18 protein-coding genes are annotated in these 17421 nt (G+C 71.4%); 3 read left to right on the plus strand and 15 right to left on the minus strand.

What is annotated here, in order from left to right; all coding sequences use genetic code 11:
* Window positions 1-2 precede the first annotated feature (2 nt).
* Window positions 3-1016 (plus strand): transcriptional regulator TrmB, encoded by a 1014-nt coding sequence (locus AB0C73_RS13060; RefSeq protein ID WP_362528356.1) that lies wholly within the window; start codon window positions 3-5, stop codon window positions 1014-1016.
* A 7-nt stretch (window positions 1017-1023) separates the two neighbouring features.
* Here the strand turns inward: AB0C73_RS13060 and AB0C73_RS13065 are convergent, their stop codons facing one another.
* The 15 genes from AB0C73_RS13065 to AB0C73_RS13135 form a co-directional block, all read right to left on the minus strand.
* Window positions 1024-1713, minus strand: a complete 690-nt coding sequence (locus tag AB0C73_RS13065; RefSeq protein ID WP_362528358.1) for a hypothetical protein — start codon at window positions 1711-1713, stop codon at window positions 1024-1026.
* Between the two features lie 236 nt (window positions 1714-1949).
* Window positions 1950-3077 (minus strand): LLM class flavin-dependent oxidoreductase, encoded by a 1128-nt coding sequence (locus tag AB0C73_RS13070; protein WP_362528359.1) that lies wholly within the window; start codon window positions 3075-3077, stop codon window positions 1950-1952.
* A 15-nt stretch (window positions 3078-3092) separates the two neighbouring features.
* The gene (locus AB0C73_RS13075) at window positions 3093-4202 is read right to left on the minus strand and encodes an LLM class flavin-dependent oxidoreductase (RefSeq protein WP_362528362.1); all 1110 of its coding nucleotides are present in this window, start codon (window positions 4200-4202) and stop codon (window positions 3093-3095) included.
* Window positions 4199-5632 (minus strand): NtaA/DmoA family FMN-dependent monooxygenase, encoded by a 1434-nt coding sequence (locus AB0C73_RS13080; protein WP_362528364.1) that lies wholly within the window; start codon window positions 5630-5632, stop codon window positions 4199-4201. The genes AB0C73_RS13075 and AB0C73_RS13080 overlap by 4 nt, the downstream gene beginning before the upstream one ends.
* A gap of 18 nt (window positions 5633-5650) precedes the next feature.
* Window positions 5651-6856 carry an LLM class flavin-dependent oxidoreductase gene (locus AB0C73_RS13085; protein WP_362528366.1) on the minus strand — a complete coding sequence of 402 codons (1206 nt, stop codon included), beginning with the start codon at window positions 6854-6856 and terminating at the stop codon, window positions 5651-5653.
* Window positions 6857-6928: 72 nt separating this feature from the next.
* A complete protein-coding gene (locus AB0C73_RS13090; protein WP_362528368.1) occupies window positions 6929-7153 on the minus strand; it encodes a putative leader peptide in 225 nt (74 codons plus the stop codon).
* Between the two features lie 26 nt (window positions 7154-7179).
* Window positions 7180-8148, minus strand: coding sequence for a glutathione S-transferase C-terminal domain-containing protein (locus AB0C73_RS13095; protein WP_362528371.1), 969 nt, complete (start codon window positions 8146-8148; stop codon window positions 7180-7182).
* Window positions 8149-8284: 136 nt separating this feature from the next.
* On the minus strand, window positions 8285-8689 hold the full coding sequence (locus tag AB0C73_RS13100; protein WP_362528372.1) for a rhodanese-like domain-containing protein: 405 nt from the start codon (window positions 8687-8689) through the stop codon (window positions 8285-8287).
* Complete coding sequence (locus tag AB0C73_RS13105) at window positions 8686-9213, minus strand: cysteine dioxygenase (RefSeq protein WP_362528374.1); 528 nt, start codon at window positions 9211-9213, stop codon at window positions 8686-8688. The genes AB0C73_RS13100 and AB0C73_RS13105 overlap by 4 nt, the downstream gene beginning before the upstream one ends.
* A gap of 83 nt (window positions 9214-9296) precedes the next feature.
* On the minus strand, window positions 9297-9863 hold the full coding sequence (gene ssuE, locus AB0C73_RS13110) for an NADPH-dependent FMN reductase (RefSeq protein ID WP_362528377.1): 567 nt from the start codon (window positions 9861-9863) through the stop codon (window positions 9297-9299).
* Between the two features lie 98 nt (window positions 9864-9961).
* Window positions 9962-10948, minus strand: a complete 987-nt coding sequence (locus AB0C73_RS13115) for an ABC transporter substrate-binding protein (RefSeq protein WP_362528379.1) — start codon at window positions 10946-10948, stop codon at window positions 9962-9964.
* Window positions 10949-10999: 51 nt separating this feature from the next.
* The gene (locus AB0C73_RS13120) at window positions 11000-11764 is read right to left on the minus strand and encodes an amino acid ABC transporter ATP-binding protein (RefSeq protein ID WP_362528381.1); all 765 of its coding nucleotides are present in this window, start codon (window positions 11762-11764) and stop codon (window positions 11000-11002) included.
* The gene (locus AB0C73_RS13125) at window positions 11761-12777 is read right to left on the minus strand and encodes an amino acid ABC transporter permease (RefSeq protein ID WP_362528382.1); all 1017 of its coding nucleotides are present in this window, start codon (window positions 12775-12777) and stop codon (window positions 11761-11763) included. The genes AB0C73_RS13120 and AB0C73_RS13125 overlap by 4 nt, the downstream gene beginning before the upstream one ends.
* Before the next feature lie 21 nt (window positions 12778-12798).
* Window positions 12799-13704: an ABC transporter substrate-binding protein gene (locus AB0C73_RS13130; RefSeq protein ID WP_362528707.1), complete on the minus strand. Its 906-nt coding sequence runs from the start codon at window positions 13702-13704 to the stop codon at window positions 12799-12801.
* Between the two features lie 59 nt (window positions 13705-13763).
* Complete coding sequence (locus tag AB0C73_RS13135) at window positions 13764-14282, minus strand: GNAT family N-acetyltransferase (protein ID WP_362528384.1); 519 nt, start codon at window positions 14280-14282, stop codon at window positions 13764-13766.
* Window positions 14283-15038: 756 nt separating this feature from the next.
* Between AB0C73_RS13135 and AB0C73_RS13140 the strand changes: the two genes are divergently transcribed.
* The gene (locus tag AB0C73_RS13140) at window positions 15039-15962 is read left to right on the plus strand and encodes an amino acid ABC transporter permease (protein WP_362528386.1); all 924 of its coding nucleotides are present in this window, start codon (window positions 15039-15041) and stop codon (window positions 15960-15962) included.
* A 432-nt stretch (window positions 15963-16394) separates the two neighbouring features.
* A complete protein-coding gene (locus AB0C73_RS13145; protein WP_362528388.1) occupies window positions 16395-17417 on the plus strand; it encodes an ABC transporter substrate-binding protein in 1023 nt (340 codons plus the stop codon).
* Window positions 17418-17421 lie beyond the last annotated feature (4 nt).

The raw sequence follows: 17421 nt of genomic DNA on the forward strand, positions 1-17421 counted from the left end.
CGATGCTGAACGCCCTGGGGCTCGAACCCGACGAGGAGCGCGTCTACCGGGCGCTCATCGGACGGCCCGACACCACAGCGGCCCTTCTCTCGGACCACCTCGCACTGTCCCACGCCCCCGTCGACAAGGCCCTGTCGCGCCTGGTCGAGTGGGGCCTCGCGACCAGGTCGGCGGACGCCCGCTTCACCGCGGCGCCACCGGCCATGGCCCTCGGCGCCCTCATCGGCCGGCGCCGGGACGCACTGCGCACGGCCGAGCAGGCCCTGGTCACCCTCGCCGAGGAACACCGGGCCGCGATGACCGGCAGCAGCATCTCCGACCTGATCGAGGTCGTCACCGGCGTCGACGCCATCCGGCACCGCTTCCTCCAGGTGCAGCAGGCCGCCCGGACCCAGGTCCGCTCCTTCATCACCGCTCCCTTCGTCGCCCTGCCGCCCGACGAGAACACGGCCGAGCCCCTGGCCCTCGGCCGCGGGGTGCGCTTCCGCGCCGTACTGGACCGCGAGGTGCTTGCCGAGCCGGGCATCGTCCACGACGCCATCGAGTCCGTACGCAACGGCGTACAACTGCGGGTCGCGGACCACGTGCCGATGAAACTCGTGCTCGCCGACGCCGATCTCGGCCTGGTCCCGCTCGCGGTCACCCCGGCGGGAGAACCCGGCGCGGTGCTGCTGCACCGCAGCGGTCTCCTCGACGCGCTGGACGCGCTGTTCGAGACGGTGTGGCGCGCGGCCCGGCCGCTCCAGCTGTCGGACCCGGCATCGGACACGGGAGACGAAAGCGACGGGATCGTCGAGGCGGGCCCCGAAGGCCCGACCGAGCTCGACCGCCACATCCTCGCACTGCTCCTGGCCGGCCTCACGGACCTCACGGCCGCGACCCAGCTCGGCCTGTCACCGCGCACGCTGCACCGGCGCCTGCGCCGGCTCATGGACCTGGCCGGGGTACAGACCCGGATGCAGCTGGGCGCCCACGCCGTGCGCAACGGCTGGACGACGCCGCCCTCGGGCAGCTGACCGCGGGTCAGGCGAGGACGTTGACGGCGCGGGCCACCACCAGACCGAGGATGAGCAGCGAGACCAGGGACTGCACACCCATGGCGATCTTGGCCCAGGGGGCCAGCGGCATCACGTCGGTGGGGCTGAACGCGGTGGCGTTGGTGAGGGCGAGGTAGAGGTAGTCGACGTAGCGGGGCCGCCAGTCGGCGCTCGCCACTTCGGGGGTGAGCTGCTGCGGGAAGGCGAGCTCGGGCGAGCGGGGCATGTGATGGGCGCGGGCGGCGGCCCCGCCGCTGTCGAGTTCGAAGTACAGCAGGGAGAACGCGAGCACGGTACCGGCCCACACGGTGCCGCCCGACTGCAGCAGGCTGGTGGCGGAGGCCGTCTCCTTCCCGCCGTGGAGGATGTCGTCGATCAGCTGGACCGTGGACCAGACGGCGCTCAGCGCGAGCACGCCCACCAGGGCGATCGACAGGGTGCGCAGTACGGTCGAGCGCCGGTCGATCCGCCCCGGGTCGCCGGCGATCAGCGCGACGAGCAACAGCCCCTCGACGACCGGAAGCACCCAGCGGGGCGCAAGCCGCAGATCGTCGGGAAGCAGGACGGTCAGCACCATCGCGGTGACGACCGCCGTGGCCATCGGCCAACGCGCCTCACCGACGGCCTCCGGCCGGCTCGGGCCCTCGGCGGCTGGCGCGGTGCTGCGTCCGGTCACGGTGACGGGCCCTCACGGTCGGGTGCGGAGCGGCGGTCGCCGTCCCGCCCTCGGACGATATAGCCGCCCGGCGGACGGACGGCGGATCTCCCGCCTCGCGGCCCGCCCGACGTCGCCGAAGGGCCAGATCGAGCGGGACGACCTGGACGAGCTGATCGCCGACTTCGACAGGACGCACGGGCCGGCCGACCCGGGGAACGCCGCCCCACAGCATCAGGGACCGGACCGCGAACGGCTCATCGCCGTTGCCACTCCTCTGCCAGGAGCTGGTAGGAGCGCACCCGGTCGGCGTGGTCGTGAGTGATGGTGGTGATGATCAGTTCGTCGGCGCCGGTGGCCTCCTGGAGTTGTTCGAGCTGGTCCGCGACCCGCCCGGGTGAGCCGACGAACTGGGTGTCGACGCGGTCGGCGACCAGGGCCCGGTCCGCCTCGGTCCAGGCGTGGGCGCGGGCCTCGTCCGGGGTCGGGAAGGGGATGGCGCCCTCGGCGGTGCGGATGCTGCGGACCCACGGGCCGTAGCCGGTGGCGAGTTCGCGGGCGGTCTCGTCGTCCTCGGCGACCACGACGTCGGCGGAGACGCTGACGTAGGGCTTGTCGAGGTGGTCGGAGGGCTGGAACGCGGCGCGGTAGCCCTCGGCCGCCTCCAGTACGGTGGCCGGGCTGACGTGGTAGTTGGCGGCGAAGCGCAGGCCGTTGCGGCCGGCGACGTCGGCGCTCTGTCCGCCGCTGCTGCCGAGTATCCAGACCTCCAGGTCCGCGCCCTCGCCGGGGACGGCGTGCGCCTCGGTCCCGTCCGCGGCGCGGTAGGCGCCGCGCAGGAGGGCGAGGATGTCGTCGACCTGCTCGCCGTAGTCCTGGGGGCGGGCGCCGGGCTGGTGCAGGAGCTGCTGCTGGAGCCGGAAGCGCGGGGAGCCGATCAGGTGCTCGAAGGAGAACCGGGGCGGGATCTTCAGGCCGTTGGGGGCGTGACCGTCGACGACGGGGGTCGTGGTCGGCCGGGGGTCCGCCGTCTGCCCGGAGGGGCGTCCGCCGGAGCGGCCGAGACCCAGGTCGAGCCGCCCGGGATGCAGGGCGTCGATCAGGCCGAACTCCTCGACGGTGGACAGGGCGGTGCGGTGCCCGAGCAGTACGGCACCGGAGCCGATTCTGATGGTGGAGGTGGCCGAGGCGGTCAGGGCCAGTACGACGGCGGGAGAGGCCCCGGCCACGCCCGGGTTGAGGTGGTGCTCGGCGAACCAGTAGCGGGTGTAGCCGAACCGCTCGGTCTGCCGGGCCAGGTCGATGGTGTCGCGCAGCGCCTGCGTGACGCTGGAGCCGGACGGGACCGGGACGAGGTCGAGGACTCCGAGAGGGATGCCGGACATGGTCGGTGGTGCTCCTCAGCGGTCGGTGGGCGCGGGCGCTGGTACGGAAGTGAGATCGGGCTCGGGTGCCGCGGTGACCGGGGCCCAGGGGAACGGCGGGTCGGGGATCTCGCGTCGCAGCACCGGCGCGATCTCGGACTGGAAGAGTTCGAGCGAGGCCCGGTGCTGGGCGGGGAGGAGTCCGCTCGCGTCGGCCTGCAGGTGGAGCACGCTGTGTCCGAACCGCTCGTGGTAGCGGTGCACCTTGTCGATGATCTGCTGCGGGCTGCCGATCAGCGCCGAGCTGCGTTCGACGAAGTCCTCCAGGGTGGTGAACACCGGCTCCAGGCCCAGGCTCTTCTGGAAGGCGAGTTGGCCCTCGAACACCGGCCGGTACGCGGCGACGGCCTCCTGCGAGGTCCGGGCCGCGTGGTAGCCGGCCGTTCCCGCGCCGACGACGGCCCGGGCCGGATCGTGGCCGTAGTGCTCCCAGCGCTCCCGGTAGTGGCGGATCAGCTCGGCGTACGGCTCGATCGGATGGGTGACGTTGGCCGAGAAGAGCGGATCTCCGTAGCGGGCGGCGAGGTCGACCGACTCCCGGCTGGTCGCGCTGCCGTGCCAGACCCGTACGGGCTGCTGGAGCGGCCTCGGCCACACCTCGGCGTCCGTCAGCCCGGGGCGGAAGCGCGGGGAGGCGCTCACCTTGTCCTGCCGCCAGATGCGGCGGAACAGCTCGTAGCCCTCGGCGTTGCGGTCCCACTGGTCCTCGGGAGTGACGTGGAACAGCTCGCGCTGCGCGGTGCCGTTGCCCTTGCCGATGATCAGGTCGAGGCGGCCCGCGGACAGGTGGTCCAGGGTCGCGTAGTCCTCGTACGCGCGCACCGGGTCGAGCAGGCTGAGCGTGGTGACGGCGGTGAACAGCCGGATGCGCGAGGTGAGCGCGGCGATGTGGCTGAGCACGACCGGTGGCGAGGAGGAGATGAACGGCCGCTCGTGGCGCTCGCCGACGCCGAAGCCGTCGAAGCCGAGTTCCTCGGCCAGCAGCGCGTTGTCGATCACCTCGCGGAAGCGCTCCTGGGTGGGCTTCTGGATCCCGGTCACCGGGTCCGGGGCGTGCACGATGAGGGTGATGGCCAGGAACTTCACGACGCCACCCGCCGGTTCTCCGACTCCGCCTCCGCCTGCGCCTGCGCCTCCGCCTCTGCCTGCGCGCGGGCGTCGGGGTGCGCCAGGCCCAGGTGGTCCCGGAGCGTGGTGCCCGTGTAGTCGTGGCGGAACACTCCGCGTTCCTGAAGCAGCGGGACGACGGTGTCGGCGAACTCGTCGAGGCCGCCGGGGGTGAGGTGCGGGACCAGGATGAAGCCGTCGGCGGCGTCCGTCTGGACGAAGTGGTCGATGGTGTCGGCGACGGTGGCCGGGGAGCCGACGAACGACTGACGGCCGGTGGTCTCGATGACCAGCTCCCGGATCGACAGCTTGTCGGCCGCGGCGCGTTCGCGCCATTGCCGGGCGACGGCGAGCGAGTCACGGAACTCCCGGACACTGGCCCGGCCGCGGGCGACGGTGTTCTCGCCGGGGGCCGGGTCGATGTCGGGGAGCGGGCCGTCCGGGTCGTAGGCGGACAGGTCCCGGTTCCAGACGTGTTCGAGGTACGCGATCGCCGTCTGGCCGCTGACCTGCTGGCGCCGTACCTCACGGGCCAGCTCCTGCGCCTCGGCGTCGGTGTCGCCGAGTACGAAGGTCGCCGCGGGCAGGATGAGCAGCTGGTCGTGGGTTCGCCCGTGGCGGGCGAGGCGTCCCTTGACGTCGGTGTAGAAGGCCCGGCCGGCCTCCAGGGTGCTGTGCCGGCTGAAGATGGCGTCCGCCTGGGCGGCGGCGAACTCGCGGCCCTCGTCCGAGTCGCCCGCCTGGAAGATGACCGGACGGCCCTGCGGGCTGCGCGGGACGTTGAACCGGCCGGCGATGTCGAAGTGCTGCCCCTGGTGGACGAAGGCTCCGGCCTGCGCGTCCGTCAGGAAGATGCCGGACTCCTGGTCGGTGACGAGTTCGTCGCCCTGCCAGGAGTCGAACAGTTCGGTGGCGGTGGACAGGAACTCCTCGGCCCTGGAGTAGCGCTGGTCCTCCGGGAGGAAGCCGCCGCGCCGGAAGTTCTCGCCGGTGAAGGCGTCCCAGGAGGTGACGACGTTCCAGGCGGCGCGTCCGTCGGAGAGATGGTCCAGGCTGGCGAACTGGCGGGCCACCTCGTAGGGCTCGTTGAAGGTGGAGTTGATGGTGCCGGTCAGGCCGATACGTTCGGTGACGGCGGCGAGCGCGGACAGGACGGTGAAGGTGTCGGGCCGGCCCACCACGTCCAGGTCGTATATCCGGCCGCCCTGTTCGCGCAGTCGCAGTCCCTCGGCGAGGAACAGGAAGTCGAACTTGGCGCGTTCGGCGGTCCGTGCGAAGTGCGCGAACGAGCTGAACTCGATGTGGCTGCCGGCCCGCGGGTCGCTCCACACGGTGGTGTTGTTGACGCCGGGGAAGTGAGCCGCGAGATGGATCTGCTTCAGGGGCTTACCGGTGGTCGGGTTCGTCATGGTGGTACGACTCCTGCTTCAGACGGCGGCGGCGTAGCGGTTCGCGGGGCGGGAGAGTCCGAGCAGCCCCCGCAGGGTGTCCGCCTCGTAGGCCTGCCGGAAAGCGCCTCGGCGTTGGAGCTCGGGCACCAGGCCCCGTGTGATCTGTTCCAGGTCGTGGCCGATCACTCCGGGGCGCAGCCGGAAGCCGCTCAGGCCCGCCTCGCGGAACTCGAGGAGCAGATCCGCCAGTTGCCCGGGCGTGCCCGTGAACACCTTGGCGTCGCTGGTGTAGGCGTAGCCCGCCAGGTCGTCCAGGCGGGCCTTGTGGTACTTCGCCGCCGCGGGATCGTCGTCGAGGAACACCACCAGGTCACCGAAGAGGTGCAGCCGCTCCCCCGCCCGTCCCGCGGCGGCCTGGGCGGCACGGATCTCGGCGACGACGGCGCGGGCCTGGTCGGTGTCGTGCGGGGTGACGTAGCCGATGTCGGCGGAACGGCCCACCAGCCGGTACGCCACGCCGCCGTGCGCGAGCGCGCTGACGAGGGGCTGGCCCTGCGGAGGCCGAGGGGTGATCGAGGGGCCCCTGACCCGGAAGTGCGGGCCCTCGAAGTCGATGTAGTGCAGCTTGTCGCGGTCGATGAAGCGTCCGGTGGCTGCGTCGCGGATCTCGGCGTCGTCCTCCCAGCTGTCCCACAGGCGGCGCACCACCTCGACGTGGTCGGCGGCCTCCTCGAAGAGGTCGGCGACCAGGTCCCGGCCGGCCGGGGTGTCCCGGTACCCGGCGCTGAGGGACAGGAAGGTGCGGCGGCCGAAGTGCGCCGCCTCGTTCCGCCGTGCGCTCACCTGGACGCGCAGGCCCGCGCGCCCGGCGCTGACGTGGTCCAGGGTGGCGATCGCCTTGGAGATGTGGAACGGCTCGGTGTGTGTGGCCACCACGGTCGGTACGAGCCCGATGTGCCGGGTCAGCGGTGCGATCCGGGCGGCGACGAGCACGGCGTCCAGCCGCCCGCGCACCTGGTCGGTGCGCCCGTCCGGCTCCGTGGGGTGCGAGGACTGCAGCCCGAGGCCGTCCTCGAACGTCACGAAGTCGAGCAGGCCGCGTTCGGCCTCGGCGACGAGGTCGGCCCAGTAGCGGGCGGTGAACAGGTCGTGGGGCCGGGCGTCCGGCTCACGCCACGCGGCCGGATGCCAGCCGGTGCCGTCCAGCGCCACGGCGAGATGAAGAGGGGGATGTGCGGACATGAGAAGAGGCCTTCCTGGTCGACCGTAGGGGTCATCGGCCCTCGTACGGAGGACTCGACGGCGGGGAACGGGTCAGGAACGACAGAGGGCGCCGGCCACCCGTTGCAGATCGATGTGGGGGCGGGAGTACAGGCGGACGCAGCCGCGCGCGACCAGAACCGCGACAGCCGGGACGAGCACACGGGAATCGGAGAAGGGGAAGAGGAAGAGGAAGGCGAAGACGGGGGACGACACCGTCACCTCCGTTCTTCCGTTGCTCGTTCCGCTCGGGCCGGGGCCTGCCGCACGCTCCGGCACGGCAGGTTTCCCCCTGTTCTCGCAGCCTAGGCGGAGCCGGACGGACGAAGGTGGAGAGCGTGTTTCGGCTCCATGAAACCGTCCGGATGCTCCTTGCGGGGCGGGCAGTGCCGTACGGCGGCCCCGCCCGCGATGTGAGCCGCCCAGTCCAGGATCTGCACCGCCGCCCCCGCGGCCTCCAGTCCCCTGCAGTGGGCATGGTGCCTGCGGGCGATGCCGTCGAGGTCGAGGTGCCGGCCGAAGGCGGGGTGGGCGGCCAGTCTCCGTGCGTAGGCCCACAGACGCGGATGGTCGGCCACGGCGTGCACCGCGGTGGCGTCCAGATGCAGGCGGTGCACGGTGTCGAGCTGGACCAGCGACACCCACAACCACACGTCGGCGGCGGTCGGTTCGTCACCCAGCAGGAACTCCTGGTCGGCGAGCCGCCATTCCAGTGAGACCAGGGTCCGGAGCAGCGAGCCGAGGGCCGTCCGGCGCGCAGTGGCGTCGACACCGGCCTGGCCGGCGTGCTGTGCGGCTTCGTCGATCCGGTACTCGCAGAGGTGCTCAACCGCCTCGATCTCGGCCTCCGCGCCGTGCGGGTACAGCACGGGCCGGTCGGGAGCGTCACCCGCGAAGCGCAGGGCGAGGTCACTCAGGATGTCCGGGGCGTGCGTACTGACGATCCGCCCCGTCCAGGTGTCGCTCAACACCGGCGCGGCGGCGGGTCCCTTGTGCCGGTGCGAACCGGCCTCGTACAGCGGGCGCAGAGCGGAGTGTCCGCCGTCGGGTCCGTCGGGCACGGCCGGAAGCAGCACCACGGGGAGTGTCTCTTCCAGGCCGAGCAGGCTGTGGGTGATGGCGATCCGCAGACAGTGGGGGCAGGACGGCGTGAGATGGAGGCGGAAACGGCGCGGCACGGCGTAGTAGCCGCTGCGCGCGTCGCGGCCGATCCTGCCCCGGAACGACGGCAGGGACGGGAGGAACGACAGGGTGGTCAGGGGTGCGGCGGGCATGTGTCTCCCTGGGTGTCCGGTCCGGCTTCGGGTGCGCGAGGGTGCGGCGGGCGACTCCGGACACTCCATTTTTCCCACCTATCCACTAGGGATTCTGTATGGGAGTGTCCGGCGCCCTTCGACCGGCGTCAAGACCTCAGCCGGCGCTGGGCGGCTCCACGGGCAGGCCGGCCCGCCGCCACGCCTGGAACCCGCCGTCCAGGTCCGTCGCCCGGTGCAGCCCCAGCTGCCGCAGCGACACCGCTGCGAGGCTGGACGCGTACCCCTCGTTGCACACCACCACGACGGTTCGGTCATGGTCGGTGACCTCGGGCGACCGGTGATCGCAGAGCGGATCGAGCCGCCATTCCAGCTCGTTGCGCTCGACGATCAGCGCGCCGGGGATGGTGCCGTCGCGCTCGCGCAGCGCGGCGTAGCGGATGTCGACCAGCAGCGCACCGGAAGCGGCGGCTTCGGCGGCCTCCAGCGGGCCGAGCCGGTCCAGTTCCGAGCGGGCCCGGGCCAGCAGGGCGTCGATGCCCCGCACCGGTGTGCGCGTCACGTCCACTCCTCCGGCTGCTCGACCGTCTCCAGTCGCAGCACGGGCCCCGTACGGCTGTAGCGCCGGATCAGCGGCAGGGGCGGGTGGTAGACGTGGACGGAGACGGCGTGCGCTTCGGCGGAGCGGTTCAGCACCTGGTGGACGTGGTGGGGGCCGAAGCCGCGCCCCTGCCCGGCGCCCAGCCGCCGCTCGCGGTCGATGCCGTCGGCGAGTTCGAGCGTCCGCCACCCTTCCGTGGGCAGCTGGGCGGCGAGGGACTGTTCGGTCAACTCGCCGTCCGCGGTGACGAAGGCGCCCCGCGAGCCGCCGTGGTCGTGCCAGCCGGTGCCGGAGCCCGGTGGCCAGCCGATGAGCCACGCCTCGCTGCCGCCCGGACCGGCGAGTCGGATCCAGGTGCGGTCCTCGGGGTGCAGCGGGAGGGCGGCGACCAGCGCGCTGTCGGAGGCGGTACGGCGCGCGAAGTCGAGCAGTTCGGCGAGCGTCGGACCCGTACGGGCGAGACCGCCGGGCTCGGCTGCGGACACGGGCGCGGGAAGAGAACCGGTGGAAGACACGGGTGACCGTCCTGAGTGAGTCTGCGGGACCGGGCGGGGGGCGGCGGTCACGGTCAGGCTGCTCGTCCGGCGACCGCCGGCAGTGCCGTACGGCTGCCGAGGGCGTCGGAGAACTGGTCGACGACCTGGCCGAGGGCCTCGGCGGCGCCCGGCGCGACGGTCAGGGTGCCGTCGTCGCCCACCTCGATGTCCTTGTCGAGCGTGAACCAGCCCTGGACGATGTGCGCGGCCCCCATGGAGCTGAGCACGGGGCGCAGGGCGTAGTCGATCGCCAGGACGTGCGCGGTGGTCCCGCCGGTCGCCAGCGGAAGGACCGTCTTGCCGATCAGGGCGTACTGCGGCAGCAGGTCGAGCAGGGACTTCAACAGTCCGGAGTAGGCGGCCTTGTAGACGGGCGTGCCGATCACGACCCCGTCGGCGCGGGCGAACAGCTCGGTCGCCTCGACGATCGCCGGGTGACGGAAGTCGGCGCCGAGGAGGGCCTCGGCGGGGATGGCACGGACGTCCAGCGGGACCACCTCGTGTCCCTGGGCCGTGAGCCGCCGGTCCAGATGGCGCAGCAGCCGGGCGGTACGAGAGGTGGCGGAGGGGCTTCCGGAGACGGACAGGACGGTGGCCATGGCGGACCCTTCGGGAGCGTGGGACATGACAGGGGACGGGTGCGGGGCCGCGTGAGGCGGCGGATCACGGCGTACCGCGGCCCCGCTTCCCTCGACGGCTACTTGTTGGTCTTGGGCAGACCGGGCGGGTTGATCGCGGACGTGGTCACGGCCTCGTCGGACAGGCCCCAGCGCTGGAGCACCTTGGCGTACGTGCCGTTCCTGATGACCTCGTTGAGCGCGTCGGCGAGCGGCTTGGCCAGGCCACTGTCCTTCTTGGTGGTGGCCGCGATGAGGCCCTGGAGGCCGGCCCCGGCACCGGAGTAGGTGCCGACGACCTCGGTCTTGCCGGTGGTGGCCGCGTGGTAGGCGGCGGTCGGGTTGGGACCGAGGTAGAGGTCGATGCGGCCGGACTGGAGGGCGAGGTAGGTGTCGCTGTCGTTCTGGTAGTACTTGATGTCCACCGGCTTGCGTCCGGCCTTCTCGTTCTCCTTGCTCCACTCGACGAGCAGCTTCTCCTGGTTGGTGCCGCTGCTCACGGCGACGGTCCTGCCCGCCACGTCCGCGGGCCCGGTGATCTTCAGACCGCTGCCCTTCTTCGCCTCGAAGCCCAGGTTGTCCTCGCGGTAGGTGGCGAAGTCGTACTTCTCCTTGCGCTCCTCGGTGACGGTGATGTTGCTGAAGCCGGCGTCGTACTTGGCGCTGTCGAGGCCGACGAAGATGTTCTCCCAGGAGACCGTGTTGATGTGCGGCTTGAGGCCGAGCACGTCGGCGACCAGATAGGCGATGTCGGGCTCGACGCCGATGACGGTCTTGTTGTCGGTGGCGAAGAAGGTCAGCGGCGCGGCCGATCCGGAGGAGTCGACGATCTCCAGGGTGCCTCGCCTGCGGATCTCCTCCGGGACCTCGGCGGCTATCGCGTCGACCTTGCCGGTGGTGACGCGGTTCTGGTCCGGGCTCAGGTTGATCTTCACCGTGCCGCCCGACGCGGCGGCGACCTCGGTCGTACCGCCGTCGGAGGGGTTGCCGCACGCGGCGAGGACGAGGGCGGCGGTCAGCCCCAGCGCGGCGGCGGTGGTGCGGCGGGTGATCGAGGTGGTGGACATGGGCATGCTCCTTGCTTACGGGAATCGCGGGTGAGGGGCGGAGGGGGGTGGTCAGAGGACCTTCGAGAGGAAGGCGCGGGTGCGCTCGTGCCTCGGGTCGTCGAGTACGGCCGCGGGCGGGCCCTGCTCCACGACGACACCGCCGTCCATGAACACCACGGTGTCGGCGACCTCGCGGGCGAAGCCGATCTCGTGGGTCACGACGATCATGGTGGTGCCGGTGCGGGCCAGGTCCTTGATGACATCGAGGACCTCGCCGACGAGTTCCGGGTCGAGCGCCGAGGTGGGCTCGTCGAAGAGCAGCACCTTGGGCTGGAGGGCGAGTGCGCGGGCGATGGCCACGCGCTGCTGCTGGCCGCCGGAGAGCTGCCGCGGATAGGTGTCGGCCTTGTCGGCGAGGCCGACCCGGTCGAGGAGCCGGCGGGCGGTCTCCTCCGCTTCCCTGCGCGGGCGGCGCAGCGCGGAGACGGGGGCCTCGATCAGGTTGTCAAGGACGGTCAGGTGCGGGAAGAGGTTGAAGTCCTGGAAGACGAACCCGATGTGGGTGCGCTGTCTGAGGACGTCCTTCTCCTTCAGCTCGTACAGCTTGCTGCCGGAGCGGCGGTAGCCGATGAGCTCGCCGTCGATGCTGATCCAGCCCTGGTCGACCTTCTCCAGGTGGTTGATGGTGCGCAGCAGCGTGGACTTTCCGGAGCCGGAGGGGCCGAGGATCACGGTGACCTCACCGGCGCGGACCGTCAGGTCGACGCCGCGCAGCACCTCCAGCGGGCCGAAGCTCTTGTGGACGCCGTGGACGTCCACCATGACGTCGTTCATGTCTTCTCCGTCGGGTGGTGGGAGGCGGCGGCGAGGCGCTGCGCTGCCAGGAAGCGCCGGGCGCGCTGGAGCGGGGTGGGCGGCGGGGTACGGTCGGCGCCCCGGGCGAAGCGGCGCTCCACGTAGTACTGCGCGACCGACAGCAGGGTGGTGAGGAGCACGTACCAGGCGGTGGCGACAAGGAGCAGGGGGATCACCCGGCCGTTGCGGCCGTAGATCACCTGCACCTGGTAGAAGAGCTCGCCGATGGACATCACGTACACCACCGAGGTGCCCTTGAGCAGGCCGATGATCTCGTTGCCGGCCGTGGGCAGGATGGCCCGCATGGCCTGCGGCAGCACGATCCGGCGGATCTGCCGCAGCCGGGGGATGCCGAGTGCGGCGGCCGCCTCCAGCTGCCCGTGGTCGACGGCGATCACGCCGCCGCGCACGATCTCGGCGGCGTAAGCGGCCTGATGCAGCGTCAGCCCGATCACGGCGGCACCGATGGTGCCGATGAGGCTGTTGCTGTCGACGGACCAGAGCACCGGTCCGAAGGGGATGCCGACGCCCAACTCCCCGTACAGAGCGCTCAGGTTGAACCAGAACACCAGCTGGACGATCATCGGGATCGAGCGGAAGATCCAGATGTACGACCAGGCGACGGTCCGCAGCACCGGGCTGCGCGACAGCCTCATGAACGCCAGGACGGTGCCGAGCAGAAAGCCGAGCACGGTGGCGTACGCGGTGAGCTGGAGGGTCACCCACACCGCCTGGACGATCGTCTCGGACAGGAAGTAGGCGCGGAAGACGCCCCACTCCCAGACCGGGTTGGTGACAAGACCGTGCACGAACTGGGCGACCAGGACGATCACGGCGACGGCCGCCGCCCAGCGGGCGTAGTGGCGGGCGGGGACGACCTTGAGCGAGGCCGGGTCGTCCGGGGCGGGTCGTGTCTCGGGGCCGGTGCCCGGAGAGGCCGCGCCCGGTGGCGCGGCGGTGGAATCGGCGGTGGAATCGGCGGTGAGAGCCATCGTGGAGTTCCTGCTCAACTCTTATGCGTGCTCGGGCGGGTTGATCTGGGAGGTGTCGATCGCGGAGGCGGTGGTGCCCCACTTCTTGAGGATCCGGGCGTATGTGCCGTTCTTGATCAGCTCGTTGACGGCGGCCTGGAACGCCTTGGTGAGCGGGGAGTCCTTCTTGAAGGCGAAGCCGACGTCGAGGCGGTGGTACTCACCGAGGAAGGCGGTCTGCGCGGCGGGCCGGGCCGCCTGGTAACGCAGGCCGTTGATGGTCGACATGACGACGTCGATCCGGCCCTGCTGGAGCGCGGTGAGCGTCGCACCGTTCTCCGAGTAGACCTTGACGTCGTACGGCTTCTTGCCGGCGTCGGCGCACACGCCCTTCTTCGCGGTGAGGGTCGCCTCGAAGGTGGTGCCGGCGCCGGTGCCGATGGTCAGCCCGCACAGCTGGGTGAGGTCGGTGACCTTCGTCGTGAGGGTGGGGTTGCCCTTCTTCACCGCGAAGCCCTGGCCGTCGTTGATGTAGGTGACGAAGTCGACGGTCTTCAGGCGTTCGGTGGTGACGCCGAAGTTGCCGGTCCCGACGTCGTACTTGCCGCTGCCGAGGGCGGGCAGGATCGTCTCGAAGGAGGCGTCCTGCCGCTCCGGCTTCACGCCGAGGACCTTGGCCACCGCGTCGGCGATGTCGATGTCCTGGCCGGCGGGCGGCTTGTCCTGCCCGTTCGGGTAGTACGCGCCGGGCGGGAATCCGACCGAGCTGCCGATCCGCAACGTGCCCGTCCGGCGTACGTCGGCGGGCAGCAGGGCGGCGACGGAGTCGACCTTCCTGACGGCGGCGACCGGGTCGTCGGCCGGCGCCGGCGATGCCTGGGCGCCCGCCGGGGTGGCGCCGGAGGGGTCGCCGGAGCCGCAGGCGGTCAGCGCCAGGAGGGGCACCAGCGCGGTGGTGGCGGCGGCGATGCGCAGACGGCGCGGGCGTGTTCCGATGTCACGGGGGCTCACAGGTGTGCTGCCTTTCCCTGGTGTGTCGCGGTTGCCGGCAGGTGCTTTTCGAAGGGCAGCGGGCCGATCGTCTCCGGGTCGGCCTCCGTGTCGAACAGCGGGGCGTAGCCGGTGGCCAGGTACAGGCCGCGGGCCTCGGGCTGGCGCGGTCCGGTGGTCAGGTAGATCCGCCGGTAGCCGCGGGCGCGCGCCTCGCGCTCCAGTTCGGCGACGACGCGGCGGGCGAGGCCGCGGCGGCGGTGGGCGGAGTGCGTCCAGATCCGCTTCAGCTCGGCCGTGTTCGCGTCGTACCGGCGGAAGGCGCCGCCCGCGACCGGCTCGCCGTGTTCGAGGAGCAGGAGCAGGATGCCGCCGTGCGGGCTGGTGAACTCCTCGTCGGGGTAGCGGGAGATCTCGCCGTGCGCGTCCTTGCCGTAGCGCCGGGAGTACTCGTCGCCGAGTTCCCGCAGCAGGGGCCGCACCCGGGGGTCGGTGATGGGGACATGAACCACCGTCAGTTCTGCGGCGGGAGTCATGGGAGATGGCCTTTCCTCAAGTCCTCTGGTCCGCACCGCGGTGCAGCGGCACGGACCGGGCACGGCGGAGCAGAGCAGCCTTCGGCGCGGCCGGTCTGACGGCGCTTCAGGTGCCGGGAATCAGGTCGTGAGCAGGTGTGACGACGCCGGGGCAGGGGCCTCGGACGGGGAAGGCGGCGGCAGCGCGTGTCAGGTCCGGTCCCGCAGGACGGTCCGTACGCGGACCCGGCGCGTGCCGAGCACGTGCGTACGACAGTGCTACGAGGGTGGGAACTCGGCCCGCGACGGGGTCACCGAGGGAGGGAAGGGCCGGTCAGACGGCCCGCTGCCGCGTCAGGCGCAGGCGCAACACGCCGCGGACCACACCCGACCGAAGTCGATGTGGTCGCGCGTGACCAGACGCTGCTCGGCATTCATGCGCCTAATTGAGCAGTACATCGCGCTTCCCGTCAACCACGGCCCAGATGCCGGACCGGCGTCGGGCGGGTGTCGGGCGGTTGTCGGGCGGTTCCTGGAGGCGGCGTGGTTGACACCTGCGCGCGGTGCGCCCGTACGATCGAGGCCGGAGCGGCTCCGCCACGCGCGGCGGCCGTACCGGCCGCGTTGAGGGACGCGGCGAGTGTGACGACGCCGGAGACCGGCCACCGCCCGGTGCCCCGCGCTGTGTCTGCCCGGAGCCCGGAGCCCGGAGTCCACGCACCTACGCCGCCGGGTGGTCACCGCCGCCCGCGCCTCCCTCACCTGGAGAGCCTTCTGATGGCTTCACCGTCCGACGTCCAAGGACCCTCCCGTGTCTCCGCATCCGTCCCGCCGCCCCTACGAAACCCCAGCGCCTCCGACGGCCAGGGCCCCGAGGCCGACCCCCCGCGGATCGTGCCGCGCCGGCACGTCGGCCGCCTGTTGACGGCCGCCGCCGCGCTGCTTGTCTTCGCGATGGTGGTCGACTCCGTCGTCCGCAACCGCGCGTTCCAGTGGGATGTGGTCGGCCGCTACTTCACCACCACCGCGGTGCTGAACGGGCTGCTGCTCACCCTGTGGCTGACCGGCGTGGTGATGGTGCTCGGCTTTCTGCTCGGCACGCCGCTCGCTGTGCTGCGCCTGTCGGCCAACCCCGTACTCCGCACGCTGAGCTGGGGATACGTGTGGATCTTCCGGTCCACCCCGCTGCTGGTGCAGCTGCTGTTCTGGTTCAACATCGGCGCCCTCTACCCGACACTCGGCATCGGCATCCCCTTCGGGCCCGACTTCCTCACCGTCAGGACGGTCAACCTGCTCGGCCCCACCCTCACCGCCGTCATCGGCCTGACCCTGCACGAAGCCGCCTACGCCGCCGAGGTGGTGCGCGGCGGCATCCTCTCGGTCGACGCCGGCCAGACGGAGGCCGCCCAGGCTCTCGGCATCGGCAGGCCGCGCGCCCTGCGCCGGATCGTCATCCCGCAGGCGATGCGCTCCATCGTCCCGACCGCGGGGAACATGCTGATCGGCACCCTGAAGGGCACCAGCATCGTCAGCGTCCTCGCGGTGCACGACCTGCTGTACTCGGTGCAGCTGGTCTACAACCAGACGTACCAGGTCATCCCGCTGCTGATGGTGGCCACCCTCTGGTACATCGCCGTCACCACCGTGCTCAGCGCCGGCCAGTTCTACGTCGAGCGCCACTACGCGCGAGGCGAAAGATGAACGGCGCACTTCAGGCGTATGTCGAGAAATTCAGAATATGAGACGGCATCGTTTCCCGCATTGACGTGGCTGATTCCCGCTGCCAGCCTCGTCGGCGTGAGCCAGTCAGCGAACTTCAGCACGCGGCTGCACGTCGATCTCCGGCGGCACGCCAGCGCTCTCTGCGTGTTCTGCTGCGCCTGCTAGACGATCCGTTGGGCGACCCGCTGGACGACCTGTCGGCGGGCACGTCACAGGCCGCCGCCCCGGACGCCACCCTTTCACCGCCCTTTCGCCGCCCTTTCCCTTGCTTCTTGCATTCTCCGGAATTCGGCGGCCGTCATCCGCGCCGCGCTTCCGTCCCCTTCCTCTGCCTCCTCCAGGCCGTGGACGGGTTCGCGCGCGCTCGCCCCCGCCCTCGCCCCGTCGTCCCCCTCTGAACAGGACGTTCCGATGAGCACGTTGTCCCCGACGAACCGACGCCAGTTCCTCGCCCTGCTCGGCCTCTCGGCCGTCGCGGTCGGCTGCGGCACGGCCGCGGGCAGCGGCGGCTCCGCCAAAGGCGGCACCAAGACACTCCGCTACCAGGGCTGGACCGGCCAGGTCACCCCCGCCGAACTCGCACAGGACCTCGGCCACCTGGAGGACGTGAGACTGGAGTGGGTCGGAAACACCATCAGCGGCCCGCAGGACATCCAGTCGGCGGCCACCGGCCAGACCGACTTCGGCGGCGCGTTCAACGGAGCGGTGGTCAAGCTCGCCGCGAGCGGCGCCCCGATCAAGGCCGTCATCAGCTACTACGGCTCCGACAAGGACTCCTACAGCGGCTACTACGTCCTCGCCGACAGCCCCGTTCGCTCCGCCCGCGACCTCATCGGCAAGAAGGTCGGCATGAACACCCTCGGCGCGCACTCCGAGGCCATGCTCGACATCTACCTCCAGCGGGGCGGCCTGTCCCCGGCCGACGCCGACAAGGTCGAACCCCTCGTCGTACCTCCCGTGAACACCGAACAGTCCCTGCGCCAGAAGCAGATCGACGTCGCCGTGCTCGGCGGGGTACTGCGGGACAAGGCGCTGGCCGGCGGAGGGCTGCGGCCGTTGTTCACCGACCACCAGCTCCTGGGCTCCTTCAGCGCCGGCACGTACGTCATGACCGAACGCTTCATCAAGCAGAACCCGGACACGGTACGGACCTTCGTCACCGCGGTGGGCCGGGCACTCGACTGGTCGCGCGCCACCCCTCGCGACGAGGTCGTCGCCCGGATGACGGAGATCGTCCGGAAGCGGAAGCGGAACGAGGACGTCGGCGCCCTGCGCTACTGGAGGTCGTACGGCGTGGCCGAGCCCGGCGGGCGCATCACGGACAAGGAGCTCCAGCTCTGGATCGACTGGCTGGGCCGGCGCGGGGACGTCGACCGCGGCCGGGTCCACCTCGACGCCCTCTACACCAACGACTTCAACCGCAGCGGGAGGTGACCTC

The organism is Streptomyces sp. NPDC048623, from assembly GCF_040650755.1.
Taxonomy (GTDB): Bacteria; Actinomycetota; Actinomycetes; order Streptomycetales; family Streptomycetaceae; genus Streptomyces.

What these genes read in the sequence shown, in the direction of transcription:
- AB0C73_RS13060 (WP_362528356.1), top strand. Translation starts at nt 3, where the DNA reads ATGCTGAACGCCCTGGGGCTCGAACCCGACGAGGAGCGCGTCTACCGG.
- AB0C73_RS13070 (WP_362528359.1), bottom strand. Translation starts at nt 3,077, where the DNA reads ATGTCCGGCATCCCTCTCGGAGTCCTCGACCTCGTCCCGGTCCCGTCC.
- AB0C73_RS13080 (WP_362528364.1), bottom strand. Translation starts at nt 5,632, where the DNA reads ATGACGAACCCGACCACCGGTAAGCCCCTGAAGCAGATCCATCTCGCG.
- AB0C73_RS13085 (WP_362528366.1), bottom strand. Translation starts at nt 6,856, where the DNA reads ATGTCCGCACATCCCCCTCTTCATCTCGCCGTGGCGCTGGACGGCACC.
- AB0C73_RS13095 (WP_362528371.1), bottom strand. Translation starts at nt 8,148, where the DNA reads ATGCCCGCCGCACCCCTGACCACCCTGTCGTTCCTCCCGTCCCTGCCG.
- ssuE (WP_362528377.1), bottom strand. Translation starts at nt 9,863, where the DNA reads ATGGCCACCGTCCTGTCCGTCTCCGGAAGCCCCTCCGCCACCTCTCGT.
- AB0C73_RS13115 (WP_362528379.1), bottom strand. Translation starts at nt 10,948, where the DNA reads ATGTCCACCACCTCGATCACCCGCCGCACCACCGCCGCCGCGCTGGGG.
- AB0C73_RS13120 (WP_362528381.1), bottom strand. Translation starts at nt 11,764, where the DNA reads ATGAACGACGTCATGGTGGACGTCCACGGCGTCCACAAGAGCTTCGGC.
- AB0C73_RS13125 (WP_362528382.1), bottom strand. Translation starts at nt 12,777, where the DNA reads ATGGCTCTCACCGCCGATTCCACCGCCGATTCCACCGCCGCGCCACCG.
- AB0C73_RS13135 (WP_362528384.1), bottom strand. Translation starts at nt 14,282, where the DNA reads ATGACTCCCGCCGCAGAACTGACGGTGGTTCATGTCCCCATCACCGAC.
- AB0C73_RS13140 (WP_362528386.1), top strand. Translation starts at nt 15,039, where the DNA reads ATGGCTTCACCGTCCGACGTCCAAGGACCCTCCCGTGTCTCCGCATCC.
- AB0C73_RS13145 (WP_362528388.1), top strand. Translation starts at nt 16,395, where the DNA reads ATGAGCACGTTGTCCCCGACGAACCGACGCCAGTTCCTCGCCCTGCTC.